The organism is Rhizobium sp. NZLR1 (assembly GCF_017357385.1).
In the GTDB taxonomy this organism is placed as follows: domain Bacteria; phylum Pseudomonadota; class Alphaproteobacteria; order Rhizobiales; family Rhizobiaceae; genus Rhizobium.
In genome coordinates this window covers 277478-297822 of record NZ_CP071633.1, presented here as the reverse complement: position 1 = coordinate 297822, position 20345 = coordinate 277478, and the positions used below count along the sequence as shown (strand labels likewise).

22 protein-coding genes are annotated in these 20345 nt (G+C 63.2%); 14 read left to right on the top strand and 8 right to left on the bottom strand.

The genetic code is table 11. From position 1 onward, the window contains the following. The first annotated feature begins 170 nt into the window (after positions 1-170). From J3O30_RS23805 to J3O30_RS23775, 7 genes are read left to right on the top strand one after another with little or no spacing between them, the layout of a single operon-like run. A complete protein-coding gene (locus J3O30_RS23805) occupies positions 171-602 on the top strand; it encodes a biotin/lipoyl-containing protein (protein ID WP_207585033.1) in 432 nt (143 codons plus the stop codon). Beyond that, positions 602-1996 (top strand): acetyl-CoA carboxylase biotin carboxylase subunit, encoded by a 1395-nt coding sequence (accC, locus tag J3O30_RS23800; RefSeq protein ID WP_207585032.1) that lies wholly within the window; start codon positions 602-604, stop codon positions 1994-1996. Before J3O30_RS23805 ends, accC begins: the two co-directional genes overlap by 1 nt. Further along, positions 1993-2418: an acetyl-CoA carboxylase gene (locus tag J3O30_RS23795; RefSeq protein WP_207585031.1), complete on the top strand. Its 426-nt coding sequence runs from the start codon at positions 1993-1995 to the stop codon at positions 2416-2418. Before accC ends, J3O30_RS23795 begins: the two co-directional genes overlap by 4 nt. Next, positions 2415-3134, top strand: coding sequence for a 5-oxoprolinase subunit PxpB (pxpB, locus tag J3O30_RS23790; protein ID WP_207585030.1), 720 nt, complete (start codon positions 2415-2417; stop codon positions 3132-3134). Before J3O30_RS23795 ends, pxpB begins: the two co-directional genes overlap by 4 nt. Beyond that, the gene (locus J3O30_RS23785; RefSeq protein ID WP_207585029.1) at positions 3131-4126 is read left to right on the top strand and encodes a biotin-dependent carboxyltransferase family protein; all 996 of its coding nucleotides are present in this window, start codon (positions 3131-3133) and stop codon (positions 4124-4126) included. Before pxpB ends, J3O30_RS23785 begins: the two co-directional genes overlap by 4 nt. A gap of 21 nt (positions 4127-4147) precedes the next feature. Continuing rightward, positions 4148-4915 (top strand): 5-oxoprolinase subunit PxpA, encoded by a 768-nt coding sequence (locus J3O30_RS23780; protein ID WP_207585028.1) that lies wholly within the window; start codon positions 4148-4150, stop codon positions 4913-4915. Positions 4916-4975: 60 nt separating this feature from the next. Continuing rightward, entirely contained in the window at positions 4976-6178 is a 1203-nt protein-coding gene (locus J3O30_RS23775) for a pyridoxal phosphate-dependent aminotransferase (protein WP_207585027.1), read from the top strand. A 14-nt stretch (positions 6179-6192) separates the two neighbouring features. Here J3O30_RS23775 and nac read toward each other — a convergent pair whose 3' ends face one another. Then, entirely contained in the window at positions 6193-7098 is a 906-nt protein-coding gene (gene nac / locus J3O30_RS23770) for a nitrogen assimilation transcriptional regulator NAC (RefSeq protein WP_207585026.1), read from the bottom strand. A 232-nt stretch (positions 7099-7330) separates the two neighbouring features. Between nac and J3O30_RS23765 the strand changes: the two genes are divergently transcribed. From J3O30_RS23765 to J3O30_RS23735, 7 genes are all read left to right on the top strand, one after another. Further along, on the top strand, positions 7331-8104 hold the full coding sequence (locus J3O30_RS23765; protein WP_207585025.1) for an SDR family oxidoreductase: 774 nt from the start codon (positions 7331-7333) through the stop codon (positions 8102-8104). Next, on the top strand, positions 8101-8808 hold the full coding sequence (locus tag J3O30_RS23760; RefSeq protein WP_207585024.1) for an amino acid ABC transporter permease: 708 nt from the start codon (positions 8101-8103) through the stop codon (positions 8806-8808). Before J3O30_RS23765 ends, J3O30_RS23760 begins: the two co-directional genes overlap by 4 nt. After that, the gene (locus tag J3O30_RS23755; RefSeq protein ID WP_207585023.1) at positions 8805-9560 is read left to right on the top strand and encodes an amino acid ABC transporter permease; all 756 of its coding nucleotides are present in this window, start codon (positions 8805-8807) and stop codon (positions 9558-9560) included. Before J3O30_RS23760 ends, J3O30_RS23755 begins: the two co-directional genes overlap by 4 nt. Further along, the gene (locus tag J3O30_RS23750; protein WP_207585022.1) at positions 9557-10321 is read left to right on the top strand and encodes an amino acid ABC transporter ATP-binding protein; all 765 of its coding nucleotides are present in this window, start codon (positions 9557-9559) and stop codon (positions 10319-10321) included. The genes J3O30_RS23755 and J3O30_RS23750 overlap by 4 nt, the downstream gene beginning before the upstream one ends. Before the next feature lie 31 nt (positions 10322-10352). Then, positions 10353-11189 carry an ABC transporter substrate-binding protein gene (locus tag J3O30_RS23745; RefSeq protein WP_207585021.1) on the top strand — a complete coding sequence of 279 codons (837 nt, stop codon included), beginning with the start codon at positions 10353-10355 and terminating at the stop codon, positions 11187-11189. A 91-nt stretch (positions 11190-11280) separates the two neighbouring features. Further along, complete coding sequence (locus J3O30_RS23740; RefSeq protein WP_207585020.1) at positions 11281-11955, top strand: 4-carboxy-4-hydroxy-2-oxoadipate aldolase/oxaloacetate decarboxylase; 675 nt, start codon at positions 11281-11283, stop codon at positions 11953-11955. A 96-nt stretch (positions 11956-12051) separates the two neighbouring features. Continuing rightward, positions 12052-13236, top strand: coding sequence for a hypothetical protein (locus tag J3O30_RS23735; RefSeq protein ID WP_207585019.1), 1185 nt, complete (start codon positions 12052-12054; stop codon positions 13234-13236). Here J3O30_RS23735 and J3O30_RS23730 read toward each other — a convergent pair. Genes J3O30_RS23730 through J3O30_RS23700 form a run of 7 tightly spaced genes read right to left on the bottom strand, consistent with a single transcriptional unit; the run spans position 13233 to position 20325 of the window. Further along, on the bottom strand, positions 13233-14246 hold the full coding sequence (locus tag J3O30_RS23730) for a succinylglutamate desuccinylase/aspartoacylase family protein (protein ID WP_207585018.1): 1014 nt from the start codon (positions 14244-14246) through the stop codon (positions 13233-13235). The genes J3O30_RS23735 and J3O30_RS23730 overlap by 4 nt on opposite strands. Before the next feature lie 31 nt (positions 14247-14277). After that, positions 14278-14622, bottom strand: coding sequence for a RidA family protein (locus tag J3O30_RS23725; protein WP_207585017.1), 345 nt, complete (start codon positions 14620-14622; stop codon positions 14278-14280). A 35-nt stretch (positions 14623-14657) separates the two neighbouring features. After that, entirely contained in the window at positions 14658-15968 is a 1311-nt protein-coding gene (locus J3O30_RS23720) for an alanine racemase (protein ID WP_207585016.1), read from the bottom strand. Continuing rightward, complete coding sequence (locus tag J3O30_RS23715; protein WP_207585015.1) at positions 15961-16917, bottom strand: amidohydrolase family protein; 957 nt, start codon at positions 16915-16917, stop codon at positions 15961-15963. Before J3O30_RS23715 ends, J3O30_RS23720 begins: the two co-directional genes overlap by 8 nt. After that, positions 16914-17855 carry an ABC transporter permease gene (locus tag J3O30_RS23710; RefSeq protein WP_207585014.1) on the bottom strand — a complete coding sequence of 314 codons (942 nt, stop codon included), beginning with the start codon at positions 17853-17855 and terminating at the stop codon, positions 16914-16916. The genes J3O30_RS23715 and J3O30_RS23710 overlap by 4 nt, the downstream gene beginning before the upstream one ends. After that, positions 17852-18814, bottom strand: a complete 963-nt coding sequence (locus J3O30_RS23705; protein WP_207585013.1) for an ABC transporter permease — start codon at positions 18812-18814, stop codon at positions 17852-17854. Before J3O30_RS23705 ends, J3O30_RS23710 begins: the two co-directional genes overlap by 4 nt. Further along, the gene (locus J3O30_RS23700; RefSeq protein WP_207585012.1) at positions 18811-20325 is read right to left on the bottom strand and encodes a sugar ABC transporter ATP-binding protein; all 1515 of its coding nucleotides are present in this window, start codon (positions 20323-20325) and stop codon (positions 18811-18813) included. The genes J3O30_RS23705 and J3O30_RS23700 overlap by 4 nt, the downstream gene beginning before the upstream one ends. Positions 20326-20345 lie beyond the last annotated feature (20 nt).

Sequence of the window (20345 nt, the reverse complement as noted above, 5' to 3'; positions counted from 1 at the left end):
CCGGCTGCCATCGGGGGCATTCGGCGATATCTCCCCATAGGCGCGGATTGCGCTCCATCAAAACTTCGTCTGACCCCATCAGGCCATACGTCGTGCTACGAAAATCATAACGCCGGGCGATCTGAGACTTCAGCTATGCGCGGTGGAATTCTGAAATTCCGAGCACGCCCATGGACCTCTCGAAGATCAAGACGCTGATCGACTTTGTCGGACGATCGAACATTACCGAGCTGACCGTGACGCAAAAGGACGTGACGGTTCGGATTTTCCGCACGTCGCCGGGAGCGGCAGCTGTTGCCGAGCCGTCGCAAAAGCCGGAATCGGCGACAAGTCCTGTCTCCCATGCGCCTTCGAGCGTCGAGAAAACCTCCCATGTGGTGAAGGCGCCCGTCTTCGGCGTTCTGCATCGGGCTCCGGCGCCTGGCGAGCCGCCATTCGTCGCAATCGGTGACGTGGTGGAGGAGGGGCAGACCCTCTTCATCATAGAGGCAATGAAGGTCTTCAACACGATCACGGCACCGCGGTCCGGGCGCATCACGCAGCTGACCGATATCGACAATGGTGAGGTCGAGACCGGCGACCTGCTGGCGGAGATCGCCTGATGCCGGGAACGTTAGAACAATCCGCTGCTTCAAGCCGCCGTTTCGATACCGTCCTCATTGCCAATCGCGGCGAGATCGCCGCCCGGATTCAGCGCGCCTGCCGCGAATTAGGCCTCAAGACGGTCGCCATCTGCTCTGAGGCGGACAGGCAAGCGCCTTATATCAAGACCGCAGACAGTTTTCTCTGCATCGGCCCATCGACTGCGGCCAAGAGCTATCTCAATCAGGATGCCATTCTTCTCGCCGCACGCCTGACCGGTGCCGGCGCCATTCATCCCGGTTACGGTTTTCTGTCGGAAAACGCCGCATTCTCCGACGTGGTCGAAAAGGCCGGGCTGGTCTTCATCGGTCCGACGGCATCATCGATCGCGACAATGGGCGACAAGATTGCGGCAAAGCGGGCGATGATGGCAGCCGGCGTGCCTTGCGTTCCCGGTCCCGATAGCGCGCTGCCCGACGACCCGGCTTCGATCGTGCGCATCGCGCTGGAAATCGGCTATCCGGTCATCGTCAAGGCGTCAGGCGGCGGCGGCGGACGCGGCATGCGCGTCGTGCTAGAGGCCGACCAGTTGCATGAAGCGATCGCGCTGACCCGGGAAGAGGCCCGCAAGGCCTTTGGCTCACCCTCGCTCTACATGGAGAAATTCCTCCAGCATCCGCGCCACATCGAGATCCAGGTTCTTTGCGACGATCACGGCAATGCCGTGTGGCTGGGTCACCGGGATTGCTCGATGCAGCGCCGCCATCAGAAAGTGGTGGAAGAGGCGCCGGCGCCTGGGATCGCGCCCGATATCATTCAGCCGATCGGCATGGCTTGCGTCCAGGCCTGCCGCCAGATCGGCTACCGTGGCGTCGGCACCTTCGAATTCCTCTATGAGGACGGCGCTTTCTATTTCATCGAGATGAACACGCGGCTTCAGGTCGAGCATCCCGTCACCGAGATGACGACCGGGGTCGATATCGTCCAGGCACAGATAAAGGCGGCGCAAGGTGATATTCTGAACCTCGCGCAGAGCGATGTGACCTGCGAAGGTCACTCTTTCGAATGCCGCATCAACGCCGAGGATCCTGACACTTTCCTGCCATCGGCAGGCGTCGTCACCCATCTGGTTTTGCCTGAGGGGCCAGGCATCCGCGTCGATACGCATATTCATCCCGGCTACAAGGTTTCGCCCTATTACGATTCGCTGATCGCCAAGCTGATCGTCCACGCGCCGACACGGGCGAAAGCGATGGCCAGAATGTGCGAGGCGCTTGCCGGCACCGAGATCGAAGGTATCGCCACCAATATTCCCTTCCTGCGCGCGCTTTTCGAGGATCATGCATTCGCACGCGGCGAGACCGATATCCACTACCTCGAGCAATGGCTGAAGCTGCGGAGGGCCGCGGCATGAGCGCAATCGATTTCAGCGATCCCACAACCATTGCATTCCTCACCGACGCACTGACGGCTGCCGGCGTGGACGGTCTCGAAATCTCCCGGCCGGGCGGACAGCTTCGCATTCTCATTTCAGGGGAGGGCGGCGCCCGGATCGGCGTACAAGAAGCTACACCCCGCGCTCCAGGCCACGCACCTGTCATCGTGAAGGCGCCGATCGCAGGACATTTCTGCGCCGAACATCCGGCCGCCGCCGTCCTGCCCCAAACTTTGCCGCGCTCCGTATCCGATGCGGATATCCTCGGCTTCGTCAGGATAGGGCATGTGCTGCTTCCCCTTCGCGCCGGCTATTCCGGTGTTTTGTCCAAAGAGCTCGCTGAGTCCGGCGCATTGGTCGGCTTCGGCGATCCTCTGTTCGAAATCGAGCTGCCATCATGATCGTCACGACAACCCGACATGCATCCAGACATGCAGCGCAGCGCGAAATCGTTCCGGCCACCCAAAGCCGGGCACGGGTTTCCTCGATCGGGGCCAGATCCTTCCTGCTCGAGGCGCCAGGCGAGTTCGACCTCATCGCGCAGCGGCGGATCTGGGCCCTGTCCCAGACGGTGAAGGGTTGGACGGATCTTGCCGAAAACATTCCCGGGATGACCAACCTGCTGGTGATCTTCAAGGAGACGCCCGAAGACCCCGATGCAGTGGTCACCCGGCTGCTGGAGGCATGGGAGAATGCGCAGAGCATCGATCTCGATGGCAACACTATCGAGATCCCCGTCACTTACGGCGGCGAACATGCGACGGATCTTCCCGCCCTTTGCGATCTCTCCGGCTTGAGCGACCACGAAGTCGTCCGCATCCATCATGAAGCGACCTACCGTGTCTTCGCCCTGGGCAGCGCGCCCGGTTTCGGCTATCTGCATGGCCTCGATCCGCGCATCTATATGCCGCGAAAGACCGTGCCGTCGCTGAAGATGCCGAAGGGCTGCGTGACCATCGGCGGCATGCAGACCGGCGTCGCCATGCTGACCGGTCCTAATGGCTGGAATTCCATCGGCTTCGCATCACTGCAGATGTTCGACCCAACCTCGCCGACCCCCGCCATGATGGCGCCGGGAGATACGGTGCGGTTCCTGCCGGCAAGGATCGAACTATGATCGAGATCTTGGAAACCGGCCCGTTCAACACGGCGCAGGATCTCGGGCGTTCCGGCTATCGCGACATCGGCGTATCGGCGAGCGGCGCCATGGACCCGCTTGCGGTCAGGATCGGCAACATTCTCGTCGGCAATGATGAGAATGCGGCCGTGATCGAGGTGCAGACCTTCCCGTTCAGCCTATGTTTCGAGCGTCGCACCGTCTTTGTCGTGACCGGGGCCGACGGCGGTCCGCATCTCGATGGATCGGAACTGCTTCCATGGTGCGCCTATACGGCAGAGCCCGGACAGGTCCTTGAATTGAAGCAGCCCCCGAGGCTCGCGCGCTCCTATATTTCGGTCGGAGGAGGGCTGGATATCCCAGTCGTCATGGGGTCGCGGAGCACGTCGCTGCGCGGCGGTTTCGGCGGCAATGCCGGCCGGCCTCTGACGAAGGGCGATCGGATCGCGGTCGGCGAGGATGCGGAGATCGCCATGCTGCCCGCCTCGGGTCTCGCCGTCGTCGAGCCCGCGGTGGCGCTACGTGAAGTCTTTCCGGCTCCTATCGACGGCGCCTTGCCAATCCGTGCTCTGCCTGCCGGCGAGCACGATCTTTTCGCCGGCGACGGCGAAGCCTTCTGGAGCCAGACCTGGAGGATTTCCTCCCGCAGCGACCGGACGGGCTACCGCCTGTCCGGCGAGCCGATCACGCCGACCGCATCCATCGAAATGCGCTCCCATGGCGTCGTGCCCGGCGTGATCCAGGTTCCGCCGGGCGGCGAACCGATCGTACAGATGAGCGATGCCAACACCGCCGGCGGATATCCGAAGATTGCCGGCGTGATCGACTGCGATCTGTGGCGGCTCGGGCAGGCCCGCATCGGCGCCCGCCTGAAGTTCGTCCGGTCAACGCATGCGGAAGCGCGCGCCGTCGAACAGGCCGTCGCCCGCTATGTCGACGATGTCAGGCAAACATCCCGGATGGTCAAGCGCGCCCTGAAGGCGATGGCTTAAGGGAGGCGAAAGGAGGAACTGATGAAGATCGATCTGAATTCCGACATGGGCGAAGGATTTGGTCCTTACCGGCTGTGCGATGACGAAGCGATGATGAAAATCGTCTCCTCGGCCAACATCGCCTGCGGCTTCCACGGCGGCGACCCCGAGACGATGGGGCGCATGGTGCGGCTTGCGAAACTGAACGGTGTCGGCATCGGCGCCCATCCCGGCCTGCCCGATCGGCTGGGCTTCGGCCGACGCGAAATACCGTTCCAGGCAGACGAGCTTCGCCAGCAGATGCTCTATCAGCTCGGCGCACTGATGGCGATCGCCAGAAGCGAGCGGGTCGCTGTCTCCCATATCAGCTTCCATGCGGCCATGGGCAATATGGTCAACCGCGATCCTGTCCTCGCCGACCTGATGATGGACTCGATTGCCACCGTCGACGCCAATCTCGTCGTCTTCGTCACATCGGGCAGCGGAATTGAGCAGGCGGCGAAACGCGCGCGCCTGAAGACATTGGCGCTATTCCTTGCCGACCGGGCCTATGACGCCGGCGGCAGGCTGGTTGCGCGCGGGCTTCCCGGCGCCGTGATCAAGGATGAAGCTGCGGTGCGCGCCCGCGTCCGAAAATTCCTGCTCGACGGTAGCGTCGAGACGATCGACGGCGCCGTGATCACCATGCCGGCGCGCTCCATTCTCGTCCACAGCGACACGCCCGGCGCCCTCGAGCTTGCCGGCATTGTGCGAAGCGAGATCGAAGCCGCGGGTGCCACGCTCGCTCCGGCCGCCGAACTCGCCGACTGACATAATCCTGATCGCCTGCGGGCGGTCTTTCTTCCAAAATCTCATCGAAGGACCATCGTGATGTCCGCCATATCGGATCGCCTGAAAAACGTCTCCATATCCGCATCCGCCGCCATGACACAGCGCGCCCGGGAATTGGCCGCCAAGGGGATCAAGGTCGTCAGCCTCTCATCCGGCGAGCCGGATTTCCCCACTCCGGCACACGCGATCGAGGCAGCCCATGCGGCGGCGCTTGCCGGCGATACGAAATATCCGCCGATGGACGGGACGCCGGCCCTCAAGTCAGCCATCATCAGGAAGTTCAAGCGCGACAACAATCTCGACTACGATGCCAGCCAGATCGTCGTCTCGGCCGGCGGCAAGCAGGTGATCTTCAATGCCATGCTGGCAACCTGCAATCCGGGTGACGAGGTGGTCATTCCCACACCCTCCTGGGTCAGCTATGCCGACATCGTCAAATTCGCCGGCGGCGTCCCGGTCGCGGTCCCCTGCTACGAGCAGACCGGCTTCAAACTGCGTCCGGAGGATCTGGAAGCGGCAATCACGCCGCGCACCAAATGGCTCTTCCTGAATTTCCCGAATAATCCCACAGGAGCAGCCTGCACCCGGGCGGAGATGGCGGCCATCGCCGAGGTCATGCTGCGCCATCCCGATGTCTGGATCATGACCGATGATATCTACGAACACCTGGTCTATGACGACTTCCAGTTCTGCACGATCGCGGAGGTCGAGCCCGGACTGTACGATCGCGTCCTGACGATGAACGGCGTCTCCAAGGCTTACGCGATGACCGGCTGGCGGCTCGGCTTTTGCGCCGGACCGAAAGACCTGATCTCCGCCATCAGCAACGTCAACGGCCAGAATGGCGGCGGCATCGCGACATTGACGCAGGCGGCTGCGACCGCAGCGCTCGACGGGCCTCAGGATCTGCTGAAGGAGCGTGCGGCGATCTACAAGGAAAGACGCGACTTCGTGCTCGCCAAATTGTCGGAAGTGGAAGGGCTGCGCTGCCATCGGCCCGAAGGCGCCTTCTACATCTATCCCAACATTTCAGGGCTGATCGGCAAGACCAGCAAAGGCGGTCGAAAGATCGGGACTGACGTCGATTTCGTTATGGGGCTGGTGGAAGAGCATCATGTCGCAACCGTGCAAGGCGCCGCTTACGGAATGAGCCCCTTCTTCCGCATTTCCTACGCCACGAGCATGGAGAAACTGGATGAAGGCTGCGCGCGCATAGCCCAGTTCTGCAAGGACATGCGCTGACCGGCAATTGCGTCTCAGGCTTTCAGCCGCGCCGTCAACTCCAGAAGGATGTCTCGGACGGCAAGGGCCGGTTCCGACAAGGGATTCTGGTCGGAAACGCAAAGCGAAAGGGTTTCCTCGATCCGGGGCGAGACGAGCCGGCAAATCAGCGGCTCGCTCGATTCAGAGACGATGCGGTCGGCGATGGCTTTCGGCATGATCGTCGCGCCGAGACCGCCGTCCACCGCGCGGGCGAGCGTGCGGACGATTTCGACTTCCGCCACGACTTTCAAATTGGTGCGCGTGCGGGTGAAGGCGGTATCGACCGCGCGGCGGACGAAATTATAGACCGGGGGCAGGAGCAGCGGTATTCCGTCGAGAGTGTTGACCGGAACCGGTTTCGCATCCGCTTCAATGGCAAAGTCGCGATGGGCGACCAGGAAAAACTCTTCGCTGAGGATCGGTTCGAACCGCACGCCCTTGATCGGTCCGGTTCCGTGGAGAAGCGCCATCTCCAGCCGCCCGTTCATGATCATCTGGCTATAGGTCTGACCGACACTTTCGGTCAGATGCAGGAGAATTCCGGGATGCCGTTTCCGGGTCTCCGCCAGCAGGTCGACCGAGAGCGTCGCCGCACTGCTGAACGGCACGAGGCCGACGGAGACGCGTCCGGCAAGCGAATTTCCGGCCGCCGATGCATCGGCCTGCGCCTGCTCCATCTGCCGAAGGATAATCTGCGCATGGCGATACACCGCGTGTCCCGCATCGGTCATGCTGACGCCCTGCTGGCTGCGGATCAGCAGCTTGTGGCCGAAATGCTCTTCCAGCGCCGCAAGCTGCTGACTGAGAGCCGGCTGGGCGATATGCAAAAGATCCGCCGCTCGCGTGATGCTGCCGCTGTCGACGATCACGATGAAAGATTTGAGGCGTCTGATGTCCATGGGGATCGGGGTACCGTGCTGATCTGCGGATGGCATGTTTGCAGACGCGCGTCGCTTTTGCAACGCGACGCGGCCTGAGGCAAGGCCGCGAGAGAATGCCGGCATCGCCGCTTTCTCTTCTTCGGCAGACCGCACCGGCTCCATAACCGTTGCTTATTGCTCCAGAGATAATCGGTCTTAGGCAAGGGGTTGAAGCTTCGCTACTCTCTCTTTCAACAACAAGGGAACGACAATGCCATTCTCCGACTACAAGACCGCACTGGTGACCGGCGCATCCTCCGGTATCGGCGCAGCCGTGGTTGAGCGGCTTCGCCGAGAGAACATCGAAGTCCATGCCGTTGCCCGCAGTGCCGAAGCACTGAAACAGTTGGCGACACGCACAGGCTGCGTCGCCCACACCATCGATGTGACCGACCGTGAGGCGATCGCCGAGCTCGCGCGTCGGGTGGAATTCGACATCCTCGTCAACAATGCCGGCGTCGACCGGCCGAAGAAGTTTCTGGAAGCCGACGAAAGCGATATCGATCTCATCGTCGACGTCAATCTGCGAGCCGTCCTGCACATCTGCCGCCTGGTCGTGCCGGGCATGGTGGCGCGGGACCGCGGCCACGTCATCAACATCTCGTCGATCGCCGGCGCCTATAATTTCGGCGGCAATTCCTCCTATCACGCCACCAAGGCAGGGGTGAGCATGCTGTCCAACCAGCTGCGCATCGACGCTTTCGGCAAGCGGGTACGGGTCACGGAAATCTGCCCCGGCCGCGTCGCCACGGATATTTTCAATCACGTCCACGGCGATGATCCGAGCATTCGGGAAAAGTTCATCGACGGTTTCGAACTGCCGCAGGCGGGCGATATCGCCGACGCGATCGCCTTCGCCATATCGGCCCCCGTCGCCGTCAACATCGGACATATGGAGATCACGCCGACGCTGCAGGTCATGGGTGGCCTGCAGACCGCAAGGCCGCAGCTAAAGACAGATCCCTCCGGGGAGCCAACTCCGTGAGCGGTTTCGACCTTTCGGCAATCCTCGGAAATCCGGAATATGTCGCCATGCTGCTGCATGGCATCGAGATGACCTTCATCATCTTTGCCGGATCCTGGTCGCTAGCGATGGCGCTGGCAGTTCTGCTGCTCAGTTTGCGTCTGTCGCCCTTTCGCTTCGGCGATCCGATAGTTGCCGCTTACGTATCCTACCACCGCAACGTCCCCACCCTGGTCCAGCTGATGCTGTGGTATTTCGGGATCTTCACCCTGATGCCGAGCGGGCTGGGAGAATGGCTGGCCATCCATAATGCCGAGGCCATCTTCGCGGTGATCGGGCTTGGGCTTTGCCAGGCGGCCTATTTCAGCGAAGATCTTCGTTCGGGCGTGCGCTCGGTCGGTCCCGGCCAAATGGAGGCGGCTCGGGCGCTGGGCCACGGTTATGTCTCGGCGATGCGTTTCGTCATCATGCCGCAGGGCGTGCGCAACGCGCTGCCGCCGCTCGTCAATCATAGTGTCTCGCTGTTCAAGAACAGCAGTCTCGCCGTCATCATCGGGGCGTCGGAACTGACGCATGCGGTCAAGGAAATCGAGAACCTCAGCTTCCGGACCTTCGAAATCTACCTGATCGGCACCGTTCTCTACCTCTTCTTCTCGCTCGTGATCATGAGCATCGGCGCCTATCTGTCGATGCGCGCGGATCCTGCCAGGAGCGCGCGCGCATGATCCACGATATGATCGCCATTGTCCGAGACTATTGGCTGCTGCTCTTGATCGGCCAATATCCGAACGGACCGCTCGGCGGGCTCGCCAATACGCTGATCCTGTCGGCGCTGAGCATCGCTCTCGCCTTTCCGGTCAGCATCGTATTTGCAATGGCGCGGCTCTCTCAGTCGCCGCTGCTGCGCTGGCCAGTCACTGCCCTTGTTTATTTCACCAGGGGCGTGCCGCTGCTGATGCTCATCCTGTGGAGCTATTTCCTGGTTCCGCTGCTGACCGGCGCCGACGTGCCAAGCTTCGTCACCATGCTGACGACACTCGTGGTCTACCAGAGCGCGTTCCTGAGCGAGGTCGTCCGTGCGGGCATCGTCGCGCTCGGACCGGGCCAGATGGATGCGGCGCGTGCGCTTGGCCACGGTCATATCGGCGCGATGCGCTACATCATCCTGCCGCAGGCGCTCTACAACATGATCCCGAGCATCCTCTCCACCTTCGTGTCGACGATCAAGGACACGACGCTCGGCTACGTGATCAACGTGCCGGACCTGACCTTTGCGGCAAGCCAGGTCAACAATCAGCTGCTGACGCAGCCTTTCCAGGTCTTCCTCATCCTGGCGATCGTCTACTTCGCCATCTGCTGGACGCTGACCTACTTCGCAAATCGCCTCGAGCGGCGCATCACGCGGCGGCGTGCGGGACTTCTCAACGTCCCCGCCGCCCTGGTCACGCCGTCGAAAATCGTATCGGAGCAGCTATGACCATGTCCGTTTCAACGCAGGAATCGCAGACGATCCGGCTTTCGCAGGTCTGCAAGAGCTACGGCGACTATCCGGTCCTGAAGGACATCGATGCGCAGGTTGCGCGCGGCGAGGTCGTGGTCATCTGCGGACCGTCCGGTTCGGGAAAATCCACGCTGATCCGCACGATCAATCGCCTTGAGGAGATCAATAGCGGATCGATCACGCTCGACGGGCAAAACATTCACGCCTCGATGCGGGCGAGAGAACTCAATACGATGCGCAGCCGGATCGGTTTCGTATTCCAGAATTTCAACCTGTTTCCGCATCTTTCGGTCGCCGAAAACGTATCGATGTCGCCGATCCGGGTGAAAGGCGTGGCAGCCGCTGCCGCGCACGAAAAGGCCCTTAAGCTGCTCGATCGGGTCGGCCTCGCCGACAAGGCCCGGTCCTATCCCGGTCAACTGTCGGGCGGCCAGCAGCAGCGGGTGGCGATCGCCCGCGCCCTTGCCATGGAACCGCCGGTGATGCTGTTCGACGAGCCGACGAGTGCGCTCGATCCCGAAATGGTCGGCGAGGTGCTCGCCGTCATGAAGAGCCTGGCGTCCGAAGGCATGACCATGCTCTGCGTCACCCACGAAATGGGTTTCGCGCGCGACGTCGCCGATCGGATCTGGTTCATCGATGCGGGCCAGATCATCGAAACGGCGACTCCCGAGGACTTCTTCAACAATCCGACCCATCCCCGGGCTCAGCGTTTCCTCGCTGATCTCAGGCATTGAGACCAACGACCAAAAACAAAGGAGAACAGCAATGAACTGGAAATACCTGAGCCTCACCGTCGCATTTGCCGGCATGGCGGCCGCCTTGCCCGCGAAAGCCGATCAGCTCGACACCATCATGTCGGCGAAGACCCTGCGCTGCGCGACTTTCGCCGACGTTCCCCCCTTCGCTTCGCCGGATCCGAAGACCCGCGAAATGGCCGGTTTCGACGTCGATCTCTGCGGCGCCATCGCCAAGGAATTGGGCGTCAAGGCTGAAATCAAGCCGGTTTCGGTCGAAGCCCGCGTGCCCGAGGTCAAGCTCGGCCGCGTCGACATCACCGTTGCAAACCTCGCCTATACGGTGAGCCGCGCCGAGCAGATCCAGTTCAGCGATCCCTATTATCTCGCAAAGGAGATGCTGATCGTGCCGGCCGACGATGCCGGCAAGAAGAAGGCCGATTATGCAGGCCAGCGCCTCGCTTCGACCAAGGGTTCGACCTCGGAAATGTCGATCAAGCTTAACAAATCCGACCCGCTGACATTCCAGGATACAGCCTCGGCCTATCTCGCCGTCCAGCAGGGCAAGGCCCGCGGCATGGTGGCCAACACCATGACGACGACCAAGTTCGTCAATGAATCGAAGAGCAAGGGCAAGGAAATGCGGATGATCGAGGAGCCGATGCTTTACCAGCCGATCGGCATCGGCATGGCCAAGGATCAGCCGGCGCTGACCGCCAAGGTCAACGAAATCCTTCACAAGCTCGACGCAGCGGGCGAGATCAACAAGATCTGGGACAAGTGGCTCGGCCCGGATACCGAATACAAGATGACCCGCACCGATAAGGTCGTGCCGCTCTCCGAGCTGAAGTTCGACCCGATCCCGTGAGGCCTCCCGGCCTCAACGTCCTCAAGTGACGATTTCCAAACGAAATCCGACGGCGGGGCATGCCCGCCGTCACCAACGATGTGAGGCATCCATGATCCATATAAAAGATATCACTGAGCGGCCTGATAAAGCCGATATAGACGCCGTTTCCAAGTTTTCGCCGGCGACGATCCACGAAGCCCAGGGACGCCGCGGCGCACTTTCCTCCCGCCTCAAGCCCGTCGACTACCGCATGAAACTGTGCGGCCCGGCCTTTACGGTGAAATGTGCGCCGCGCGACAACATCATGCTGCAGCTTGCCATCAACTACGCAAAGCCCGGCGATATCATCGTCGTATCGGCAGGGGAATACGAGGAGGCCGGATCCTTCGGCGATGTGCTCGCCAATGCCTGCCTGGCGAAGGGCATCGGCGGTCTCGTCACCGACACCGGCGTGCGCGACACGCTGCAACTGCGGGAACTCGGTTTCCCGGTCTTCTCGCTCAGCGTCTGCATCAAGGGCACGGTGAAGGAAACTATTGCGGCGGTGAACGACCCAATCATCGTCGGCGGCGAAACCATCAATCCCGGCGACATCATCGTCGGCGATGCCGACGGACTGGTGGTCGTGCGCAGGCAGGAAGCGCGGGAAGCCGCCCGGCTCTCGCAGGCCCGCGAAGACGCCGAAGCCGGCTATATCGCCGCGTACAAAGAGGGCAAGTCGGTCATCGAGGTCAGCAATCTCGACGCGGTGCTGAAAGCCAAGGGCCTTGTCGTGGATATTTGATGCACGGCGGGAGCGCCGAAGGCCTGCACCCAAAGATCAGCCTGGACACTATTATGGACACGTGTTCTATAAAGTGGACAGATTTGGGAGCGCGCCATGCATCTTTCCATGTGGACTTACCCCTGGGATATCCATGATCAGGGGGTCGACACGATTGCCGCCGAGCTTCGCAACCGGGCCGGCCTCAATACGGTCAGCCTTGCGACCTCTTATCATGCCGGCCGCTTTCTCCAGCCGCGCAGCCCGCAACAGAAGGCCTATTTTCCCGAGGACGGGACGGTTTATTTCCGGCCGGATGAAAGCCTGTGGCAGGACAAGGTGATCCGGCCGTTGATGGCCAGGAATGTAGCCGAGCGCGGCGACATGCTGGAAGCGCTCGTCAGGGAGCGTGAGACAACCGGTCTCAAGGTCTCCTGCTGGACGGTCTGCCTCCATAATAGCCGCCTCGGCATGCTGCACCCCGACCACGCGACGCAGAACGCCTTCGGCAATCCCAACTATTACAACCTTTGCCCCTCCAGCCCGGCGGCGCGTGCCTATGCCGTCACTCTCGTGCGCGACATCACGACGAACTACCGGCCGGACATGGTGGAACTCGAAAGCCCGAACTTCATGGGTTTCGCGCATGAATACCATCACGAAAAAGATGGTGTCGGCCTGAACGCCGAAGACGATTTCCTGCTGTCGCTCTGCTTCTGCGACCATTGCACGGCGCGCGCCACCAAGGCCGGCGTACCGGTCGAAGGCGCGCGCCGATCGGTCAAGCGCTTCATCACCGAACTCTGCGAAAGGGCTGTCCCGGAGCGGCAGTTCCCGGACTTTCCGGCAGCGGGCAACGACGCCTTCCGCGACCACCCCGATCTGCATGCCTTTCTTGCCTGGCGCAGCGAACCGGTGACCAGCCTGATCGGCGAGATCAAGGCGGCAGCCGATCCGGCGACACGCATCGTGCTCATCGACCTGAAGGATGGCTGGCTCGGCGGCGTCGATCTCGCAGCCGTCGGCAGGCTCTGCGACGGGGCGATCCTCTGCTGCTACGACATGGAGCCGGATTCGATCGGCGATGTCATCCGCACCGGCCGGGCAGCCCTTGGATCGGAAAAGTTCCTCGGGGTCGGCCTGCGCGTCTTCTATCCCGAGGTCGGTGAAGCCGCTGTGCTGGCGGCCCGCTCCAAGGCGGCCGTTGATGCCGGTGCCGACGGCGTGAACTTCTACAATTACGGCCTCATCCCCGCAAAGCGTCTCGACTGGGTCAAGGCGGCCGTCGCCGCCATCACCTAAGCTGCAATGGGTTCGGCGACCTGGATTAAACAGTCGCCGGCCTGGCTGTCGCAATGCAGACGCTGGGAAATGACGATGCCGCTCTCGGCAAAGCGGAGCTCTTCCTCCGGCTGCTCCAGCCGTTCCAGATCGTGATACCATCCGGCCAGATCGCCGGCAGAAACGGTGGCTTCAAGCGTGACGGCCGGTTCGAACCAGCCTCTGCGGTTGGCATAGATGCCCTGGCTGTGCCGGGACAGCGAGAGAAGCTGCAACGGCCCCGGTTCGGCGAGGGTCGCTCGCGACAGGATCGGGTGTTTGACGATACGGAGCGTGAGGAGCAACCGGTCGATCGCTGCCGCGGTGAAGGCCATCGTCGCAGGCGTCACGGTCCCGCCACCGCCGAACTCGCCGGAAAGACCGACAGTCCCCACCCGTGCCGCAGCCCCCATCGATGTCGGCGCCGCCGGCCCGTTGTCGGCGATGAAGGCATGCGATGCTCCGATCGCCCGCATCAGCGAGACGGATCGCTCGAAGCGGGCGGCGTCGGCCTGCCGCTCGATCAGCGTGCAGGGCAGGTGCGCCATCGACGTGCCGCCCGAGTGCAGGTCGAGCATGACGTCGTGGCGCGGAAAGAGTTCGTGTTCGAGGAAATGCGCCAGCCGCGCCGTCGGCAACCCCAAGGGATCGCCGGGAAAGGCCCGGTTGAGGTTGCCGCCGTCGAAGGGCGAGCAGCGTTTGGCCGCCATCACCGCCGGCAGGTTCGCCATCGGCAGGATGGTGACGGCACCGCGGATCTGAGTAACTTCAAGCAGGCGGATCAGCCGGGCGAGCTGGAGTTCGCCCTCGTATTCGTCGCCATGATTACCGGCCATCAGCAGCAAAGACGGTCCCTCACCATTTCTGAGACGGAGGATCGGAATGCGGATCTGATAATAGGGCGAACGATCGATCGAATAGGGAATGGCGAGATGGCCAGCCTGTCGGCCCTCGCGCGAAAAGTCGATCGGATTGACGAGGCCGCTGTGCATGAAGTCTCCAGTGCGGGCGGTTGCCGTGCAATTATAGCGCCGCGACCGCGGTCATTTCGACGCGCAGATCCGGATCGGCGAGGCGCGCCTCGACGCAGGCGCGGGCCGGCGGGTTTTCCATGTCGATCCAGCTGTCATAAACGCCGTTCATCGCCTCGAAATCGGTAATCGCCGGCAGGAAGACATTGACAGCGAGGAGACGCGAGCGGTCGATACCGGCTTCCTTCAGAAGGGCGTCGATCTTGCCGAGCACGTCGCGGGTCTGCTCCTCGATATCAGCCTTGCGATTTTCCGCGACCTGACCGGCAATATAGACGAGACCGCCATAGCTGACGGCTTGGCTCATGCGCGAACCTTTCTGGTAACGCTGGATCATGCGGGTTTTCCTTTTCTTGGCTTTGCAGGGAGAATTCAGCCGAAGCTGGTCAGATAGGCCGCCGTCACCGAATGATCCGGGTCGAGGCCATACAGGATTGCATGCCGGTCAAGGCAGGTGCAGGGATGCGAGATGCCGAACTCGATGACGTCGCCGACCGCGATATCACTGCCATCGGCGAGCGTGACGAAGGCATGTTGATCGTTGAGCCGGATAACGTCGGCACTTCCCAAATCGGTAAGGCGGGCGCCATGGCGATAGAGCGCCAGCGGCCGCGGCAGGCCCTGGTCCATTGCCACGTCGCGCATGCCCATGCCGCAGATCGCAAGCTGCGGCTCCGGCCGCGACAGAACCTCGGCCCAGACGCGCAGCGCCGGACGGAAACCGGCCGCCGCCGAAACCGTCTCGCCGCCGATACGCAAACCGCCGCGCGCGTCGAGGCCGGCAAGGCCACGCTCGTAGATGCCGTGATCGTGGAAGAAGATCGCGCCGCTGCGCAGCACCAGCCGGCAGGCGGGATCGGCTGCGACGGCGGCTGAAAGCCGGGCCACCACGATGTCGAAAAACACCGAACCGCCTGATGTGACGAGAAGCGGCCGCTCCTTGCCGATGCGGGCGCGTATCTTCGGCAGGAATTCGGCGATCAGGGCCATCAGCGCGCCGATGCGGTGCATCGTCTCGTCGGCATTGGCGGTCGCGGCCGCACCTTCATAGGCGGCGATGCCGGTGAGCCGGAAGGCCGGCGTCTCAATGGCCAGGATCGCATCGAGGATTGCCTCGGCAGCGGCGGCGCTTCGAAGACCGGCGCGGCCGGCGCCGAACTCAACCAATAGGCCGAGAGGCGGCAGATCTGCGCGCTCACGCCATGCGGAGCGAAGCGCCTCGACGAGCGTTGTCGAATCCACGAAGATATGGAATTCCGCATCCGGATAGTGGCCGAGCAGGGCAGCAAGCCGGCGAGCAGCGGCGATCCCACCGATCTCGTTGGCGAGGATCAGCCGGCGTTGTCCCGCCTTGAGCAGGACGGCTGCCTGGCGGATATCGGCAACGGTCGTGCCCCAGGCGCCTGCCGAAAGAAGCGCGTCTGCCAGCACCGTCGACATCGGGGTCTTGGCGTGAGGCGCGATGTCGGCGCCATGGCTTTTCACATAGGCCATCATCAGTTCGACATTGCCGGTGAAGGCCCGGCGGTCGAGCGAGATCAGCGGCAGGGCCATCCTGCCGTCATAGGGCTTCCACCCCTGCGTTCCGATTGCAGCAGGCGAAAGCGGAGGGTTGTCCGGCGGAAAGCCGCGAACCCGGTCGTCGATCAGCCGGTTTTCCGTCGTGGCATGAAGGTCAGACATGGCGGCCTCGCCCGATCTCGGCCGGATCGCCCAAACCGAGGCGATAGGTGTCGTTGGCGGTGGCAAAGAACAGATCGCGCTGCTCGTCGGGAGAAAGTTGCGCGGCGACCGTGCGGAAAACCTGATAGACCTCGTCGAATGAGGCGTGCAGGCCCGCGACCGGAAAGTCGCTGGCGAACATCGAACGTTCAGGGCCGAAACAATCGAAGCAGTGCTCGATCACCGGCCGCAGGCTTTCGAGCGTCCAGTCATTGTCGTAGGCGACGAGGTCGGAGATCTTTAACCGCACGTTCGGCTCTTTGCCGAGCGCTCGCAGGCCGTGACGCCAGAGCGCCATGCCGTCCTCCGATCGGTCGGCGGGGCTGCCGCCGTGGTTGAGCACGAACAGCGTTTGCGGAAAATCGCGCACCAGCTCGAGGGCCTGATCCATCTGCCAGGGGTAGAGCATCAGCTCGAAGACCAGCCCCAACTGTGAAGCGTGAGCAAGCCCCGCCCGCCAAGCGGGATCGGCCATGCGATCTGCGCGCAGAGCAAAACTCTTCGCCGGCTCCGAATGCCAACTCAGAATATCGCGGATGCCGACGACATAAGGGCTCGCCGCTTCCGCTTCGAGCAGGCGCGCGGCGTCCGGCCCGTCGAGGGGAACCCGTGCGATATAACGCTTCGCCACGCCGGAGCTGCGGTCGAGACCCTCCAGCCAGCGGCTCTCTTCCAACGGATGCGCATCGGACCAGCCAGCCTCCACATGCACGGTTGCAATGACGTTCTGACGCCCGGCATCGGCACGATAATCATCGATGCCGTAGTCGCGCAGGATCGGCGCGAGGCTCCCGAAAACCATCTCTTCGCCGGAAGCCCGCGCCTTCTGAAGCCAGGGGTGGCGCTGCAGGCTGAGGTCCCAGAGATGGTGGTGCGGATCGATCACCGGCCCGTCGTAGCGCGCCGTCATCTGCGTGCCTCACGGCCGGACACGAGCAGAAGGGCGAGGATCAGCGTGCCGAACATGATAGACCGCCAGCCGGGGGAGGCGTTGACGACGGTGATCAGCGCCGTCGTGGTGACGAGCAGGATCGCCCCCGGTATCGTGCCGGCATAGGTGCCGCGGCCGCCGAGGATGGAGGTGCCGCCGAGCACGACGGCGGCGATCGACGTCAGCAGATAGGGATCGCCGATGCCGACATAACCTTGCCGGTTCATGCCCAGCACGAGAATGCCGGCAAGCCCGGCGAAAAAGCCGGACAGAGTATGGACGATCAGCGTGTTGAGGGTGACGCTGACGCCGGAAAGCCGGGCGGCGAGCGGGTTCGCCCCGAGCGCCAGAAACCGTGCGCCGATCGGCATGCGATGAATGAGCAGCAGGACGACGACCGAGACGACGAGCCACAGCAGGATGCCCGAGGGGATGCCGAACGGCCGCGCCTGCCCGAGCAGAATGACCGCCGGATTGCTGACGGTGACGGCGCTGCCGCCGGCGACGATGACGAGCAGGCCCTGCAGGAAGGTCGCCATCGCGAGCGTCATGATGATCGGCGGCACACGAAGATAGGCGGCCCCCGCGCCGTTCATCAGGCCGATGCCGGTGGCGATGGCAAGGGCCGCCGCGATGCCGGCAAGGCCGGTTGGATCCCAGGCGGGCGAAATCAGCGGCAGCAGGATCGCCGTGACGGTGATGACAGCACCGACGGAAAGATCGATGCCGCCCATCAGGATGACGAGCGTCTGGCCGGCAGCGACGATGCCGATCACCGCGGCAAGCTCCAGCAGATAACGCAGATGGCCGTAGGCGCCGAAACCGCGAAGCGTGAAGCTTGCAACGATCCAGACGAGCGCGACCAGAAGAAAGGTCAGGAGCGGCGGATTGCGGAACGCAGACCGGATGATGTTCATCGTCTTGCCCTCCATACTCCAAGAAGTTCCGGAACGGCGACTGCGCCGACGATGATCAAGCCTTGCGCGACATATTGCGCGACGGGCGGAAAGCCCAGGAAGAACATCACGTTGATCATCACCGAGAGCAGCAGGCTGCCGCAGATCGCGCCGCGCATCGTGCCCTTGCCGCCGAGGAAACCCACGCCGCCGAGCACGGCGGCGGCGATCGAGTTCAGCGTGAAGGGCGTGCCGATGATGGGATCGCCCGAGCCGGTCTGCGCCGCAACGAAGAGACCGGTGAGAGCAGCAAGAAGGCCGGAGAGCGCGAAGGCTGCGACCTTCACCCGTTCGACCGGCACGCCGGAGCGGAATGCGCCGACCGGGTTGTCGCCGGCCGCATAGATGCCGAGGCCGAGCGGCGTTGCCAGAAAGGCTTTCCAGAGTATGAGGATGACGACGAGCAGCAGGAAGGCGACGGGCGTATGGCCGGCAAGCACCGTCGACAGCCAATCGGGAATGAATCCGCCCGGCCGCGGCAGCAGGATGAGCGCGACGCCGCCGATGATGAAGGAGCCGGCCAGCGTGACGATGATCGCCGGCAATCTCAGATGTGTCACGATGGCGCCGGTGACGGCGCCGATCAATAGGCCGGCGACGGCGACCGCGACAATGCCGCCGGGCACACCGAGCGGCCCTTCCATCGTCGTCGCGGCGATCACCGCGCCGAGACTGACCAGCGGCCCGATCGCCAGCGTGATGCCGCCATTCAGCATCAGCAGCGCCTGCGCCATGGTGACCAGCGCGAGCGGAAACCAGTTCTGCGTGAACTTCGAAAAGCCGCCGATGGAAAGGATGCCGGGAAAGAGCAGCGCATAGAGGATGAGAAAGGCAGCGACGACCAGATAGAGGCCGGCGAGGCCGCGGTTGCGGCGGAGTTGGATCGCGCCGTAGAGACGGGATGCCGAAATTGTATTCATGCCGCCTCTCCCTGCGTCGTGGTCGTCACGCCCATGGCCGCGCCGACGATCGCTCCTTCGCTGATCCGATCTTTTGACAGCGTCGCCGCGACGCGCCCCTCGCGCAGGACCACGACACGGTCGCAGAGATGCACGAGTTCCGGCGTATCGGAACTGGCCAGAATGACGAGCCGCCCCTCGGCGGCGAAGGCGCGCAGCATCAGGTAGATCTCACGTTTGGTCTCGATGTCGACGCCGCGCGTCGGATCGTTGAGGAGCAGCACAGACGGATCGAGCGGCAGCCATTTGGCGAGCGCCACCTTCTGCTGGTTGCCGCCGGAAAGCGCCTGCACCGGCCGGGCCGCATCGCCCTTGATCGTCAGCCGGCGCGCGAGATCGGCGACCAGGCCGTTTTCCGCCTTCGCGTCGCGCAGCCCCTTGCGGGCAAGCCGCCCGAGCGAAGGCAGGATGAGATTGGAGGCGATCGAATGCGGCAGCACCAGTCCCTCGTGCTTGCGGTCCGCCGGGACGTAGACGATACCAGCCGCATTCGCCGCGCCGACATGGGCGGGCAGGTGGGGATTGCCCGCTACCTCCGCCCGGGTCGCCGAGGCTGGAATCGCGCCATAGAGGCCGAGCAGCAGGTCTTCTTGACCCTGCCCGACAAGCCCGCCGATGCCGACGATCTCGCCGACGCGAGCGGAGAAACCAATGTCACGCACGATGCCGGCCGAAAAACCTTCGACGCTGATGCGCATCGCACCGGGTACCGCGGCCGGGCGCGGCGGAAACAGGTCGCCGGTTTCGCGACCAACCATCAGGCGCACCAGACCCTCGCCGTCGATGCCGGACAGCGACTGGTCGGCCGTTACGCCGCCGTCCTTCAGCACGGTGACATGCGAGCAGAGCGCCTGCACCTCGTTGAGGCGGTGGGAAATATAGAGAAGTGCCGTGCCGCGACCCTTGAGCGTCTCGATCAGCTGGGCAAGAATGCCGGCTTCATGCGCGGAGAGCGACGAGGTCGGTTCATCCAGAATAAGCACACGCGGCTTGCGGAACAGCGCCTTAGCGATCTCCACCATCTGACGGCGGCCGAGCGCGAGATCGGCAACCGGCACGTCGAGCGGTTCTGTCAGCCCGACCAGGTCGCAAACCTCTTGCACGCCGCGATGAAGCGCTCCGTAATCGATGAGACCGAACCGGCGCGGAAACGCGCCGATCCCGATGTTTTCGGCAATCGACAGGTTGGCCGTGAGGCTCAGCTCCTGTTGCACGACAGCGATGCCGGCCGCGCGCGCCGCCGCCGGGCTGAAACGCCCGACCGGCCTGCCGTCGACGAGGATGGACCCGCCGTCGGGCTGGAGGGAGCCGGACAGGAGATTGATCAGCGTCGACTTGCCGGCGCCGTTTTCACCGAGCAGGGCGTGAACCCTGCCCGGCAGAAGGGCGATGTCGACGCCCTTCAAAACGGGATTGCCGAAAAATCCCTTGAACACCTGCCGGGCTTCCAGCAGGGGCGCTTCTTCCGTCATGACGGCGTCCCCCAACCGCG